The organism is Streptomyces sp. NBC_01257, assembly GCF_035917255.1.
GTDB lineage: Bacteria > Actinomycetota > Actinomycetes > Streptomycetales > Streptomycetaceae > Streptomyces.
In genome coordinates this window covers 1,126,230-1,140,321 of record NZ_CP108472.1, presented here as the reverse complement: position 1 = coordinate 1,140,321, position 14,092 = coordinate 1,126,230, and the positions used below count along the sequence as shown (strand labels likewise).

Genomic DNA, 14,092 nt, shown 5'->3' with positions numbered 1-14,092 from the left:
GTTCTGCTCCTTGATCACCGGCTGGCCGGTTACCTGCGCCCTTCCGGGCCCGTCATCACCCATGACGGAGCAGCGCCGAGGAAGGTAACGACATGTCCGACACCCTCCCGACCGACCCGATGGCCGAGACGTTCGAGGCCCACGGCGACCGGCTGCGGGCGGTCGCCCGCCGCCTGCTCGGGTCGCACGCGGACGCCGAGGACGTGGTCCAGGAGGCCTGGCTGCGTTTCTCCCGCCAGGACGCGACGGCCATCAACAACGTCGCCGGCTGGCTGACCACGGTGGTCGGCCGGATCAGCCTCGATGTCCTGCGCTCCCGCCGGGCCCGCCCGGAGGCGTCCTACGACGACGGTCTGTCCGACCTCGTGGTGACGATCGACGACCGGCCGGCTCCCGAGGACGACGCGATGCTCGCCGACTCGGTCGGGCTCGCGCTCCTCGTCGTCCTGGGGTCGCTCGGGCCGGGCGAACGGCTGGCGTTCGTGCTGCACGACCTGTTCGCGGTGCCGTTCGACGAGATCGGCCGGATCCTCGGCAAGTCCACCGCCGCCACCAAGATGCTCGCCAGCCGCGCCCGCCGGAAGGTGCGGACGACCGAACGCCCGACCGGAACCGGACAGGAGCAGCGGGAGGTGGTGCGAGCCTTCCTCGCAGCGGCTCGCCACGGCGACTTCGAGGGGCTGCTGCGGGTGCTGGACCCCGAGGTGAAGCTGACCGTCGACACCCCTTCCGGCCTGGTCGTCACCCTCGGCGCCACCAAGGTCGCGGCCGGTGCCCAACTGTCCGCCGCAGCCGCGGCACAGGGCCGGGCGGTCCTGGTCGACGGCTGCCCGGGCGTCGTCTCCTGGAACGGGAACGGGACCCCGCTGTCGATCCTGGCGTTCACCGTCGTCGGCGGCCGGATCGCCGGAATCACCGTCGTGATCGACCCGGCCAAGCTCGCGCTGATGGATCTGCCGGCTCCGGAGTGAACGCGGGCCGGGGTGATGACCGACGGGCCCGGCACGCGGCGGGTGCGGGCTCGTTCCGCCCTTTGCTGATCCATGCATCTGTCCCCAGGGATCCTGACAGCTCTCCCTTCAGGCAGACCAACGTGCGCAGGCTCCTGCTTAACGGGAGAGGGCCGCAATCGTCATGGCCAACCCTCCGATACATATTCCTGCGTGGAGGGATACCCAGATCAAGTAGAGGCGGAGTCGATAGAGGAGCGGGAACTGTGCTCGCTGCTCGGTGAATACCTGAGTCCAACCGGCGTCCAAGTCGATGCGCGGGTGAAGCTCCGTGAGCTGCAGACGCAGCTGATGGGCTTGAGAGCCGTGCAGCCTTGATCTTTCGTGATACTTCAGACACGCGAGAACTCCATACGCCCCCAGTAGAGCCATGGGCACAGTGATCGTCAGGATGGTGGTGCTTATCCCTCTATGGGCGATGAATCCCAGGCCTGCGGCCACGACGACTATGACGAGGTTGCTCAGTAGAGCCCGTTGCGCCTCGATCTGCCGCACTTGATCACGCTGTTCCTTGATGAGTGTGAGCAGGACGTCGCTGTCGTCGGCCACGGGTACCTCCTGAGGCATCAGATTCGGCTGCTGAGAAGAGCCGGAGCATGCAGAGCGTGTGCCCATAAGGTGTCCGCAATCTGTAGCGCGGAATCGCACACCCCAGGACTGGGCAGCCCCAGATATCGACACCTGACAGCGTTGCGCACTGCCGTCGCTCCGCGACGACCGCCGGCCCTGCTTCTCCCCGGCCCGGCAGGAAGGGTTTCCGTCGGCGGAGCTGACCGAGTCGATGCCTAGCTTCTGTCAACCGCGCGTCAAGACTCCGGCATCCGGGATCAAGGGCCCGACAACGGACACGCCCCTCGGGTCGGGGGCGGGCATAGCGTCACTGATGTGCCCCGGCGTGTTCGCAGGCCGGGGCGATGACCCGCCCGAACGAGGAGTGCCATGAACGACAACCAGTCCGCCGAGGACCCCGACCCCCTTCCTGCCGACCGGGCCGGGGCCCTCTTCGTTCCGGTCCGGCCGGGGTCCGTGGGCTGCAGCGCCCGCCTCTTCCGTACGCCCCTCGGGGTCCGTACCGCAGTCGCCTTCACCGACGAGCGACAGCTGACCCGGACGCTCGGCAAGCAGCAGCCCTGGATCCGGCTCGCGGAGCCGGCGGTACGCGCACTCGTCGCGCCCCTGGGCATCGACGGCCTCACCATCGACCCGGTGCTGGCCGCTCCCGGGCCCGGCGCCGCACCCCTTGCCGGGCGGCCCGGCGGCCGAGCGGGCCGCGGTCCGCAGCGCACATACCGGCCGGCCAGGGAACCGCGAGCGAGCGGCACGCCCTCGCTGCCCGCCGCAACCGCAACCGCATCGACTTCGTGACGGGCCGGGGGATCACCATGAAATCCACACTGCCGGGGCCCGCCGCTCCGACGTCGGTACCGGCCATGCCGTACGCAGGCGCCGTGGCGCCGGCCAACACCGCGGCTCTGTCCGTCTGGCCCGCCTCCGCGCGGCTCACCTCGCACGGCGACGTGGCCGTGGGAGGTGTGTCTCTCGTCGAGACCGCCGAGCGGTACGGGACGCCGGTCTACCTCCTCGACGAGGGCGAGGTGCGCGCACGCTGCCGTACGTATCGCCAGGCCTTTCCGGACACCGACGTCGTCTACGCGGCGAAGGCGTTCCTCTGCCGCGCCCTTCTGCACTGGGTGCGGGAGGAGGGACTCGGGCTGGACGTCTGCTCGGCCGGCGAGCTGGAGTTCGCCGTCACCAACGGCTTCCCGCCCGAGCGCATCGTGCTGCACGGCAACGCGAAGAGCCCCGAGGACCTGAGCGCCGCGCTCCGCCTGGGCGTCGGCCGGATCGTCATCGACAGCGCGTGGGAGATCGCCCGGCTGTCCGCCCTCGTCCCCGACGGCGCCCGCCAGAAGGTGCTGGTGCGGGTGGTCCCCGGGGTCAGCGCCGGCGGCCACGCCGCGATCCGCACCGGTACGGACGACCAGAAGTTCGGGCTCTCCCTCACCGACGGCAGCGCCCAGCACGCCATCGCCCGGATCCTCGGCCAGCCGCATCTGGAACTGGTCGGCCTGCACTGCCACATCGGCTCACAGATCACCACGGTCAAGCCCTACCTGACCGCGCTCCGGCGCATGACCGGGCTGCTGGCCCAGGTCCACCGGCAGCACGGAGCGGTGCTGCCGGAACTGGACATGGGCGGCGGGCACGCCGTCGCCTACCGGCCGGGCGAGGCTCCGCTCGACATCCCGTCCCTCGGCGCCCGGATCCACCGAGAACTCGCCACGAGCTGCGCCGCCGCCGGCATCCCCGTGCCCCGGCTCACCATCGAGCCGGGCCGCGCCCTGGTGGGGCCCGCGGGCGTGGCCCTCTACCGGGTGCTCGCCGTCAAACGGACCGGCGACCGCGTCTTCGCGGCGGTGGACGGCGGAATGAGCGACAACCCGCGGCCCGCGCTGTACGGCGCCCGCTACGCACCCCGGCTCATCGGCCGCCGCTCGACGGCCGAGCCCTGCACGGCGACCGTCGTCGGCCGGCACTGCGAGGCGGGCGACGTACTCGCCGCCGACGCGGTCGTCCCGGCCGACATCCACCCCGGCGATCTGATGGCCATCCCGGTGGCGGGCGCCTACCACCTCTCCATGGCGTCGAGCTACAACGCGGTCGGGCGCCCGCCCGTGGTCGCCGTCCACGAAGGCCGCGACCGGCTGTTGATACGCCGCGAGTCCCTCGCCGACATCAACGGCCGCGACATCGGACTCTGAACCGGGGCCGGGCCTCGCTGCCGGCCCTTCGGCCCGCCGTCCCCTGGTGAACGCCGTACGTCCGCGGGCGGGCGCAACCTGCACCGGATTCATGGAGCAACCGTGAATACCCTGTGGATGTGATGGCGGGGCGGCCCCTTATGCTGCACCCGACGATCACGCGGGACCAGGGGAGGGCGCGGCATGTTCGGCAAGCTTTTCGGCAGGGGTGGCGAGAGACCGGCGGTTGATCCGCACGCCCTTCCCGTGCCGCGCAGACAGAAGAACGGGATGTACACGCTGCGCGCGCTCGGGGACGCGCGGGTGCTCGCGCTGGTCGAGGCGGCCGGTGCGGGGGACTGGGACGCGGTCAAGGCGGCGCTGGTGCCCTTCGATCTCGGCCACGACCACCAAGTGCTCGGCGAGCTGGCCGACTTGGACGGCGTGCAGGACTGGATCGGCCGGGCCGTGGAGCAGGACGAGGAGCACCGGGCGACGGCGCTGCTGATATCGGGGACGCGGCACATCAGCTGGGGCTGGGAAGCGCGCACCAGCGCGCGGGCCGTCAACGTCACCCAGGAGCAGTGGCGGACCTTCCACGAGCGCCTCGACATCGCCGAGGAGCAGCTGTTCCGGGCGGCCGAGCTGCGGCCGGACTGGGTCACACCGTGGCGCCGGCTGCTCACCTCCGGCCGCGGCATGTCGCTGGGCACCGTCGTCAACGAGACCCGGCTCGCAGCGGCTCTGCGCCGCGCCCCGCTGGACCTGGAGACCCACATCGAATGGGTTTCGCAGCTGCAGCCCCGCTGGGGCGGTGAAGCGGGCGAGGCCATGGCGTTCGCCCGCGACGCGTTCGCCCGCGCTCCGCACGGCGACCGGATCGGCTGCGTGATCGCCATGGCGCACATCGAGGACTGGGTCGAGTCGGACGACGCGGCCTGTCTGCGCACTCCCGCGATCCAGGCCGAGTTGCGCGACGCCGCCGACCACAGCGTCCTCCACCCCGCCTACGTCCGGCGTCCGGGATGGCAGCACGACTTCAACGTGTTCGCGATGGCGCTGTCGCTCGCCGCTGAACGCCACACGTCAGGGCGCGTCTTCCAGGCCCTCGACGGTGCCTACACCGAGTGGCCCTGGACCTACTTCGCGGAGCCCGAGAAGCAGTTCGCCCGCCAGCACCGCCGCGCCTGAGCGCCGGCCCAGGTCCGGGTCCCGGTTCTCCGGCCCGGGCCCGTTCCGCCCTCCCGTACCTGCCGCCTCTCCCACACCGGACTGCCCGATGACTCTGCCCGACACCGCCTCGAACCCGGCCGACGCCGACCGCACCTTTCAGGTGGACCTGCGCGGCCTCGTCGACCTCCTCTCCCACCACCTCTACTCCAGCCCCCGCGTCTACCTCCGCGAACTGCTGCAGAACGCGGTGGACGCGCTGACCGCCCGGCACGGGCTGGAACCGGACGTCCCCGCCGCTGCCCTCGGCATCCGTCTGTACGCCGACGGTTCGGTCGTACGCGTCGAGGACGACGGCGTCGGTCTCGCCGAGGCCGACGTGCACACCTTCCTTGCCACGATCGGCCGGAGCAGCAAGCGCGCCGACCGCATCGCGGAGCAACGCGGCGACTTCATCGGCCAGTTCGGGATCGGCCTGCTCTCCTGCTTCCTGGTCGCCGACGAGATCCTGGTCGTCAGCCGCTCCGCCCGCACCCCCGACGCACCCGTGGTGGAGTGGCGGGGGCGCGGCGACGGCAGTTACAGCGTCCGCACCCTGCCGGTCTCCGCCCGCCCGCGCCCCGGAACCACCGTCACACTGACACCGCGCGCCGACGCCGGCGAGTGGACCCGTCCGGGGCAGGTGCACACCCTCGCCCGGCACTTCGGCTCCCTGCTGCGCCACCCGGTGACCTTCGACGACGGCTCCGGCGGCGCGGGTGCCCGGGTCAATCCCGAGCCCGCGCCCTGGCAGGGCACGTACCCCACGCCGGGCGCCCGTTCCCGCGCGCTGGCCGCCTACGGCGAGGAGGTCTTCGGCTTCAAGCCGCTGGACACCATCGATCTGGACCTGCCGGCCGTGGGGCTCAAGGGCATCGCGTGCGTGCTGCCCGAGACGGTGCCGACCGGGCGCCGCCACGGCCACCGCGTGCACGTCAAGGGCATGCTCCTGTCGGAGCAGGCCGAGGAGATCCTGCCCGAGTGGGCGTTCTTCGTCCGCTGCGTCGTCGACGCCGAGAGCCTGCGCCCGACCGCGTCCCGCGAGGCCCTGTACGAGGACGACACCCTCGCCGCCGTCCGCGACGCCCTGGCCGACCGGCTCCGCGCCTGGATCGCCCGGGCGGCCGCCAGCGACCCCGACCTGCTCGCCCGCTTCCTCCAGGCCCACCACCTGGCCGTGAAGTCGCTGGCGGTGCACGACGACGAGATCCTGCGGATGCTGCTGCCCTGGCTGCCGTTCGAGACCACGGACGGGTCCACCAGCCTCGACGAGTTCGCGCGCGCCCACCGCACCGTCCTCGTCACGTCGAGCGTGGAGGAGTTCCGGCAGGTCGCCGCGATCGCCTCGGCCGCCGGACTCGGCGTCGTCAACGGCGGCTACACGTACGACCGTGAACTGGTCCACCGGCTCCCCGAGATCAGGCCCGAGGTCAGCGTCGCCGACCTCGACCCGGCGACCCTCACCGCACACCTCGACCCCGTCGAGCGCGAGACGGAACTGGCCGCCGCGGCCTACCTCGCCCTGGCCCGTGACGCACTCGCCGTCTTCGACTGCGACGTCGCGCTGCGCACCTTCCAGCCCGCCTCCGCCCCCGCCCTCCTCATCGACAGCCGCGAGGCCCGTCACGAACGCACCCGCTCGCAGCTCGCCCGTGAGCAGGACGGCGGCCTGTGGGGCGACATCCTCGGCGCGCTGCGCCAGGAGGCCCCGCGCGCCCAGCTGATCCTCAACCAGCTGAACCCGCTCGTCCGCACCGCCCTCGCCATCGATGAACCCGAACTGGCCCGCACCAGCGCCGAAGCGCTCTACGGGCAGGCCGCGCTGCTGTCCCGGCGCCCGCTCAGGCCCGCCGAATCGAGCCTGATCAACCGCTCCTTCCTCGACCTCCTCGCCCACGCCCTCCGCAAGGACAGCTGACGATGCCGACCGCACCCCAGAACACCGACGAGCTGTACCAGGCACTCCAGGACAACCAGCGGCGCCCCTACGGCCGTACCCGCACCGTCACCGCCGAGGAACTCGTCGACGCCGCCGAGCGGTTCGAGGACCCTCTCGCGCTGGTCCGCACCCTCCTCGAACTCCAGGAGGCGTACGCCTACGGCTCCGAGCCCCGCAAGTCGCCCGTCGTCTTCGCCCGCCTGCTCACCCTCTTCGACGAGCAGCCCGACGTCTTCGACGAGCGTCTGCGCCACCTGCTGTTCTGGCGGTTCAAGTGGGTCGCCAACGCCCTGCGCGCGCTGCCCGAGATACCGCTGGCCAGCCTGCGCCAGTGGCTCAAGGAGATGAGGGACCGGTACGAGAAGGCCGGTCTCGGCCTCCAGCCGTACTACGGACAGTTCTACCAGCTCGCCTCGCACCTCGGTGAGGACACCGCCGTCGCCTACGAGCTGTGGGCGGGCCGCACCCGTACCGCGTTCAGCGACTGCGAGGCCTGCGAGATCTGCGAGCGCGCCCTGTACCACCTCGCGGCAGGCGACGACGAGCGCGCACTGCGCGCCTGGGAACCCGTCCTGGCCGGCCAGGAGTCCTGCCAGGAGGAGCCGGCCCGCTCCCTCTCGTACGCCCTGCTGCCCCTGCTGCGCACCGGCGACACCGACCGGGCCCGCGCACTGCACCTCTCCGGCTACCGGGGCTGCCGCCGCAACGCCTCCATGGCCGGGGAGGTCGGCCGGCACCTGGAGTTCTGCGCGCTCACCGGCAACGAGGCACGCGGCCTGGAACTGCTGGCCGAGAACCGGAACCTGTTCGACGAGGTGGACTCGCCGCTGGACCTGTTCGACTTCCTCACCGGAGTCGACGTCCTCCTGCGGCGCGTCGAGTCCCTCGGCCACGGCGAGCTGCCCGCCGCCGGATACGCGGGCCGCAGCTGGACGGTCGCCGGCCTGGGTGCCGAGGTGCGCGGAAGAGCCGACGACCTCGCCGCCCGCTTCGACGCCCGCAACGGAACCACGGCCCTCACCGGCCGCCGCCGGGCCCGCATCGACCGTGCCCCGCTGCTGGACGCCCTCGAACTCACCCTGCGCACCCGCACCCTCGACGAGGTGGACCCGGCCGCGGTCCCGGCCGCGGCGCCCGCCCCGCGCAGGACCGCCGACCTCCCCGGTGACCTGCCCGCACTCATCCTGCGGGCCAGGGAACTGGACGAGCAGGCACACCCCGACGCGCAGCTCTGCTGGGCCCGGCTGCGCAAGCTCGTCGCCGCCCGCGGCTACACCCACCCCGACGACCCGGCCGTGGGCCCGTTCGTGCGGCTGCGCGCCGAGCTGCTGGCCGACGAGGCGGGCCGGGCCGGCGACAGGGACGACTTCGCCGAAGCCGCAGACCTGTACGAGGAGGCCGCGGGCCTGTACGAAGACGCCGGAGCACCGGGTGAGGCGGCGCTCTCCCGCGCCTCCGCCGCACTCGCCTCCGCCGAAATCCCTGCGGACGGCGACGGTGGCGGCGATGACGGGACCGAGGCCAAGGCCGCCGCCATGACCGCCGCCCACGCGGCCATGGTCCGGCTGCACGAGGAGACACCCGGTCTCGCCCCGTACCTGGAGGCCCGGCTGCTGCGGCTGCGCGCGACCGCGCTCGGCCTGCGCCTCCAGACCTCGGTGAGCGAGGAACATGTCACGGCGGCGTTCGCCGAGGTGGAGCTGCTGCACGCGTTCGCCGACCGGCACGGCATCGGCGGGCAGGTGTCCGGCGCCGCGCTGCTGCGGGCCGGCACACACGCCGTCTCCGGCGACCTGGCGACGGCCGTCACCGAGCTGGACGCCCTCCTCCTCCGGCTGAAGGAGCACGGCCCCGCCTGGCATCTGCCCCGCACGCTCGGACTGCGCGGCCGCATCAACCTCGGCCGCCAGGACGCCCAGGCGGCGCACGCGGACCTGTCCGAAGGGCTGCGACTGGCCGGCGAATGGGCGACCTTGGCCGCCGACAACGGCCGGCTGCACGGTGATCTGGCCCAGGCCCTCATGCACCTGGGCCGCGCCGACGAGGCCCTGCGGCACCTGACGCGCTCGGCGGAACTGGATCTTCGCCGCGGCAGCCGGACCGACGCGTTCTGCACCTACAGCAACGCGGCACAGCTCAGCCTCGACCTGGGCCGCATCGAGGACTGCATCGCCCTCCTCGACTCCCTGCTGGCCGATCCCGGCGTCGCCGCCGGAGAGCTGGACGACCGGCTCGTGGCGCAGCTGCGCCTGACCCGAGCCCGTGCGCTGCACGCGGGGGAGGACCTGAAGGCCGCCACGGCGGAGTTCGTCGCGCTGGCCGCCGAGTCCGCCGGCTGGGACGACGACCCGGGCAGCCACGCCATGATCGCCTCGGAGACGGCCGTACTCCTCGGTGAGTCCGGCGAATTCGGCCGGGCCCGCGAGGTCATGGACCAGGCGGTCGCCGCCCACGCCCTGGCCCCCCGCTACGAGCACCTCAGCAACGCCCTGCGCGAACTCGCCCGCCTCCAGGCAGAGCGGGAGGGTGCCGACGGCCTGGCCGCCGCCCTCGCCCACCTCGCCGAGGCCGGCCGGATCGCCGACGAGGCCCGGGCCGCCGCCTTCGAGGCGGGAGGCCGTTCCCTCGACACGGCCCTGGCCTACGAGCACGGGCGGGTCCACGCCTACGCCGGAGAGTACGAGACCGCGCTGGCCGCCCTGGAGAAGACTCTGGGCCTGCTCGGCGAACCCGATACCGATCAGGACCGTGCCGGTGAGTGGGCCGAGTGCATGCGCCTCGCGAGTGCGGTGGAGGGCATCTACCTGGAGCGCACCGCTCCCGCACTCATCCGTCTGGACGCCGCGCTCTCCCGGCTGAACGCCCTCGGACACACCGACGAGGCCGGTCCGCTGGCCTCGCTGGCGGCCCGGCTGCGCGACGAGGCCTGAGACGCGGGCCCGGGAGCGGCCGCCGTGCACCAGGTGTGCGGCGGCCCGCCGGGCTCAGAGGCCGGTGACCTTGGCGCTCGCCGACAGCTCGTAGACGAGGGTGAGCGTACGGCGCCCGCCGGGCGGGAGCGCGACGTCCCAGCGCGCGATGCCCTCGGCGTCCACCACATCGGGCGCCGGGGAGCACGCGCTCTTGTGCAGACGGATCTCGACCGCCGACACCTCGGAGACCGGAATCCGCTCCCGGAGGACGACCGACCGTTCACCCAGCTCACCGGGGGCGGAGAACCGGGACACGTGCAGCCGGACCGTCCGGGTGACCACGCTCCGCTGGGTGAGGCCCGCGGTCTCGCGGGTCTCCTCGGTCTCCCGGACCACCCGGTAGTCGTCGCAGCTGCCGAAGGCCAGCTCGACGGGTGCGCCGGGGGCGGTGAAGTCCAGCGTGCCCCGGCCGCTGAACCCGCTGCCGCGGACCAGGTCCACCGGACCGGCGAGCAGCGCGTGCCCGGTCACGTTGTCGAACCGCACCACCTGGGTGACCAGCGGGGACAGCTCCGGCGCGCTGACGTACTCACTGGAAGCGGGCGCGGTGCCGGCGGACAGCGGCACCCGGTGCGCGAGACCGTCGCCGGGCACCGAGACAGGTGCCGATGACCTCAGCACCTGTGTCTCACCGCCGTCGTCCACGCCCGGCAGACCGAGGACCGGCGCCGGGCCGAGCTCCCCGATCTCCTCCTCGCGCAACTCGACGTCGACCGTGCGGCGTTCGGCAGCGGACCGGTCCTTCAGCGTCAGCCGGTCCTCGCCCAGCCGGGGCGGATCGGTGGCCAGGGACGAGCGGGCCGTCGACAGCGTCAGCCGCACGTCCGACCAGTCCTCGCCGGTGCGCTGCCACACCATGGCGTCGGTCTCCAGCGTCAGGGAGTCCCCGTCGAGCACGGCCCGGTAGGCGGGCCGCCACAGCGCACACGGGGTGAGGTGGGTCAGGCGCAGCCCGACCGGGCCGGCGGCCGAGGCCTCGACGGTCAGCTCGATGTGGCCGGTCAGCTCGGCGGGTTCCTCCTCGGCGAGGTCCATGGCCTGCTGGGCAGCGCTCAGTTCGGCGCGCAGGGTGGTCAGCTGCGCTTCCACCGAGCGCAGTTGCTCGGCGCACGTGTCGCGTTCCCTGTCGACCCGGTCCAGCTCGCTTGCCCAGCGCGGCAGTTCGGTCTCGCCGTAACCGGCGCCCTCGCCGATCTCCCGCAGCAGATCGGTGGCGAGCCGGCCGAGCAGGTCGAGGCGGACCCGCAGCCGGTCGCGGTGCTGCTCCAGCGCCGGCCGTTCCTCCTCCAGGCCGTGGACACGGTGACGCAGGGCGGAGTCCTCGTCGGTGGGCGGCACCGGCCCGCGCGGCGACCAGGCCCGGACGATCCGCAGGTCGAGCACGGTCGCCGGGTGACCGGACGTGAGCTCGGCGTGGAGCGTCCGGTCGACGGCCAGCGCGCTGACCGGTCCGAGCCGCAGCCGCTGGACCCCGGCCGTCAGGTCGAGCACGGCGGTGCGCTCGATGTGGGCACGGTCCTCCAGGCAGGTGACGGCGGTGACGGGGAGGGCGATCGGATGGGGCGCCGTGGACATGAGGGGTGTCAGCTCCTGCGGTTTCCGCCGACCAGGGCCTTGCCGGTCGGGATGCGGATTTCGTAGCCGCCGTCGAGGGCGGCGGTGGCGCCTGCCGGGAGGTCCAGCCGCCAGACGCGGGTGCCGGGTGCGTGCGGTTCGGGTCCCGCGCTCCCCTCGGGAACGGTCCAGTCGGCCCGCTCCTCGATCCGGACGTCCCCGTCGGAGGTGACCGGCACCTGCTCGTGGACCTCCACGGTGACGGGCCGCGCGAGCCGGTTGGCCAGCTCCACATGGACGCGGTGGTCGAGGACGGTGGTGTTGTTGCGCAGGCCCGCGGTCGACTCGAGCAGATTCGTCCGGCGGGTGACCCGGATGCCTTCGGCCGGCCCGAGACCCACCCGGCGGACACCCCCGGGGGCGAGCGTGGGCAGCGCGGCGGTCAGCAGGAAGTCGTCGTCGACGGTGATCTCCACCGGGCCGGCGAGCAGGGCCTGGTCGGTGGCGTTGGAGAGCACCAGCGTCGCGTACACGGTCTGCTCGACGGACGGCACGCTGAGGTACTCGGTCCGCAGACCGACCGGGATCTCACCGACGGTGACGGTGTGCCAGGTGCCGTCCGACGGAATGTCGGCGCGGGCGGTGGCGTCGAAACGGTGGTCGAAGGAACCCGCCGACTCCCGGGGCCGCACGGCCTGTCCGGGCAACGGCAGCGAGGCCACCGTCTCGGCGCGGCGGCGGTACTCGGCCGCCACCGGGTCGAAGGCGGAGCCCGGAAACAGCCTGCCCCGGTGGGCGGCCTGTTCGCCGGGTCCGGACAGGACCAGCGCCGCGTAGTCGAGCTCGGCGCCGGACGGCTGCGGCGGGCCGTTCACCGGCGGCGGAGGGGGCGGCGCCCCGCCGGGAGCCATGGGCGCGGGGGCACCCGCGAGGGACCTGCCGCGCGACCTCGTCCTGCTGCCCTGCGGCAGCCCACCCGGCTGAGCCGGGGCGGGCATCGCACCGGCGATGTCCTCCTGGGGAGCGCCGCCCGGCGCCGGCGGCCCGCCGTAGCCCAGGGGTGCGGGCGGTCCGCCGTAGCCCGGGGGTGCGGGCGGCGGAACGGGGCCGCCGGCCAAGGGCTCGTCCACGGTGCCCGGGAAGAACCCCTGACCGGCGCCCCCGGCAGCCGCGGGCCGGTCCGCCCGTTCCGGGGCCGGGCCTGCCGCGTCGTACCCGGAGAACAGACCGGCGAGCCCGGCCGGGGGCTCGCGCCAGGCGGGCGGCACGGGTGCGGGCTGGCTGCGTCCGATCCGCACCGAGCGGAGTCTCGGCAGATCGGTGCGGCGCCGGAGATCGGCGGTGGCCAGGGCGACGCGCACACCCGTCCAGTCCTCGCCGGTCCGCTGGGCGACCGAGGCGCGCAGCACCAGACGGCCGCTGTCGTCGCCCTGACGGTGAGTGAGCCGGTAGGCAGGCACCCAGACGGCGCCCGGCACCCCGTATTCCAGCTCCAGTTCCACTTCCGCGTCCCCGGCGCCTTCCAGGGTCAGGACCGCGGACACCATCGTCTCCACGTGCGCCGACGGTGCGTCGGTGGACGCGCGCTCGAAACTGTCCGTGGCGACCGTGAGCTCGTGCTCGACGCCGCGCAGCGCCTCCTCCAGCTCCGCGAGGCGCAGATGCAGGCCCGCCAGCCGCTCCTCGACGAAGCCGGCGAGCTCCAGCCAGGCATCGGCCGGGGTGCGGCGGTGCGGGTCATCGCGCTTGCGGGGCGGCGGCACCGGGCGGAGCCCCCCGACCTCCTCGATCAGACCCAGCTGCCGGTCCCGGCGCCGCCGCGCCACCTCGTACGCCTCGCTCAGCCGCTCGACCTCGCTGCGCAGCGTGCCGGGTGCGTCCGGTCGCGGGAGTCCGGCCTCGACCTCCACCCGGGCCTCGGTGACCCGCGCGCCGGAAGCGCCCAGAACCGTGGCCCGCAGCGAGCCGGTGTCCAGCGAACGGGGCAGGCCCGTCACCCGGACCCGGCCGTCCGGCGGCACGCTGCCCCGGGTCAGGCGCCGGCAGACCGCGCCCTGCGCGTACACCATCACCGCATCGAGGGTCGATCCCCACCTCTGTACCGGATCAGCCGTCATGTGCTCCGCCCCCCGCCGTGTGCATGCTGAGCGCAGCCTACGCCGGGCCGGGCGGCCGGGTCAGGCGAGGCCGCAGTCCGGGCACAGGCCCCGGTAGGTCACCTCGACCTCGGAGACGGTGAAGCCGAACCGTTCGGAGGCGGGCAGTTCCGCCAGCAGGTCGCCGCCCGGGTGGACGTCCCTGATGGTCCCGCACCGCGAGCACACCAGATGCTGATGGGGGTGGTGGGCGTTCGGGTCGTAGCGCTTGGCGCGGCCGTCGGTGGCCACCTCGATCACCTCGCCGAGCTGGACGAGTTCGCCGAGCGTGTTGTACACGGTGGCGCGGGAAATCTCCGGCAGCCGGGACGTGGCACGTGCGAGCACCTCGTCCGCGGTGAAGTGGACGTGCTCACCGGCGAGTACCTCGGCCACCACCCGTCGCTGAGCGGTCATCCGCCAGCCACGTGCGCGAAGCCGTTGCAGCAGGTCACTCATACCCACCCACCTCACTGTGCGTCGATCGACGATTGGATGCCCACACGCCTGTCGGTCGTATTGACTTGGACTA

The 14,092-nt window shown here is 73.2% G+C and carries 10 protein-coding genes; 6 read left to right on the top strand and 4 right to left on the bottom strand.

Translation table 11 applies throughout. The annotated features are described in order from the left end of the window. The first annotated feature begins 92 nt into the window (after positions 1 to 92). Entirely contained in the window at positions 93 to 971 is an 879-nt protein-coding gene (locus tag OG408_RS04990) for a sigma-70 family RNA polymerase sigma factor (RefSeq protein WP_326668447.1), read from the top strand. 138 nt (positions 972 to 1,109) lie between these two features. On the opposite strand, the gene OG408_RS04985 is transcribed toward OG408_RS04990, so the two are convergent. After that, complete coding sequence (locus tag OG408_RS04985; RefSeq protein ID WP_326668445.1) at positions 1,110 to 1,559, bottom strand: hypothetical protein; 450 nt, start codon at positions 1,557 to 1,559, stop codon at positions 1,110 to 1,112. 390 nt (positions 1,560 to 1,949) lie between these two features. On the opposite strand from OG408_RS04985, the gene OG408_RS04980 reads away from it, so the two are divergent. The 5 genes from OG408_RS04980 to OG408_RS04960 all read left to right on the top strand — a co-directional run bounded on the left by OG408_RS04980 (position 1,950) and on the right by OG408_RS04960 (position 9,829). After that, positions 1,950 to 2,375, top strand: coding sequence for an SAV_915 family protein (locus OG408_RS04980; RefSeq protein WP_326668443.1), 426 nt, complete (start codon positions 1,950 to 1,952; stop codon positions 2,373 to 2,375). Between the two features lie 65 nt (positions 2,376 to 2,440). Further along, positions 2,441 to 3,772 carry a diaminopimelate decarboxylase gene (gene lysA, locus OG408_RS04975; protein WP_326674474.1) on the top strand — a complete coding sequence of 444 codons (1,332 nt, stop codon included), beginning with the start codon at positions 2,441 to 2,443 and terminating at the stop codon, positions 3,770 to 3,772. Positions 3,773 to 3,955: 183 nt separating this feature from the next. Next, positions 3,956 to 4,942 (top strand): hypothetical protein, encoded by a 987-nt coding sequence (locus OG408_RS04970; protein ID WP_326668441.1) that lies wholly within the window; start codon positions 3,956 to 3,958, stop codon positions 4,940 to 4,942. Between the two features lie 88 nt (positions 4,943 to 5,030). Next, positions 5,031 to 6,878: an HSP90 family protein gene (locus OG408_RS04965; protein WP_326668440.1), complete on the top strand. Its 1,848-nt coding sequence runs from the start codon at positions 5,031 to 5,033 to the stop codon at positions 6,876 to 6,878. A gap of 2 nt (positions 6,879 to 6,880) precedes the next feature. After that, on the top strand, positions 6,881 to 9,829 hold the full coding sequence (locus OG408_RS04960) for a hypothetical protein (protein WP_326668438.1): 2,949 nt from the start codon (positions 6,881 to 6,883) through the stop codon (positions 9,827 to 9,829). A 54-nt stretch (positions 9,830 to 9,883) separates the two neighbouring features. Here the strand turns inward: OG408_RS04960 and OG408_RS04955 are convergent, their stop codons facing one another. Genes OG408_RS04955 through OG408_RS04945 form a run of 3 tightly spaced genes read right to left on the bottom strand, consistent with a single transcriptional unit; the run spans position 9,884 to position 14,019 of the window. Continuing rightward, complete coding sequence (locus OG408_RS04955; RefSeq protein ID WP_326668435.1) at positions 9,884 to 11,446, bottom strand: mucoidy inhibitor MuiA family protein; 1,563 nt, start codon at positions 11,444 to 11,446, stop codon at positions 9,884 to 9,886. Between the two features lie 8 nt (positions 11,447 to 11,454). Further along, positions 11,455 to 13,542, bottom strand: a complete 2,088-nt coding sequence (locus tag OG408_RS04950) for a DUF4139 domain-containing protein (protein WP_326668433.1) — start codon at positions 13,540 to 13,542, stop codon at positions 11,455 to 11,457. A 60-nt stretch (positions 13,543 to 13,602) separates the two neighbouring features. Then, positions 13,603 to 14,019: a Fur family transcriptional regulator gene (locus tag OG408_RS04945; RefSeq protein WP_266775813.1), complete on the bottom strand. Its 417-nt coding sequence runs from the start codon at positions 14,017 to 14,019 to the stop codon at positions 13,603 to 13,605. Between the last annotated feature and the right edge of the window lie 73 nt (positions 14,020 to 14,092).

What these genes read in the sequence shown, in the direction of transcription:
- OG408_RS04990 (WP_326668447.1), top strand. Translation starts at nt 93, where the DNA reads ATGTCCGACACCCTCCCGACCGACCCGATGGCCGAGACGTTCGAGGCC.
- OG408_RS04980 (WP_326668443.1), top strand. Translation starts at nt 1,950, where the DNA reads ATGAACGACAACCAGTCCGCCGAGGACCCCGACCCCCTTCCTGCCGAC.
- OG408_RS04945 (WP_266775813.1), bottom strand. Translation starts at nt 14,019, where the DNA reads ATGAGTGACCTGCTGCAACGGCTTCGCGCACGTGGCTGGCGGATGACC.
- OG408_RS04965 (WP_326668440.1), top strand. Translation starts at nt 5,031, where the DNA reads ATGACTCTGCCCGACACCGCCTCGAACCCGGCCGACGCCGACCGCACC.
- OG408_RS04950 (WP_326668433.1), bottom strand. Translation starts at nt 13,542, where the DNA reads ATGACGGCTGATCCGGTACAGAGGTGGGGATCGACCCTCGATGCGGTG.
- OG408_RS04955 (WP_326668435.1), bottom strand. Translation starts at nt 11,446, where the DNA reads ATGTCCACGGCGCCCCATCCGATCGCCCTCCCCGTCACCGCCGTCACC.
- lysA (WP_326674474.1), top strand. Translation starts at nt 2,441, where the DNA reads ATGCCGTACGCAGGCGCCGTGGCGCCGGCCAACACCGCGGCTCTGTCC.
- OG408_RS04970 (WP_326668441.1), top strand. Translation starts at nt 3,956, where the DNA reads ATGTTCGGCAAGCTTTTCGGCAGGGGTGGCGAGAGACCGGCGGTTGAT.
- OG408_RS04960 (WP_326668438.1), top strand. Translation starts at nt 6,881, where the DNA reads ATGCCGACCGCACCCCAGAACACCGACGAGCTGTACCAGGCACTCCAG.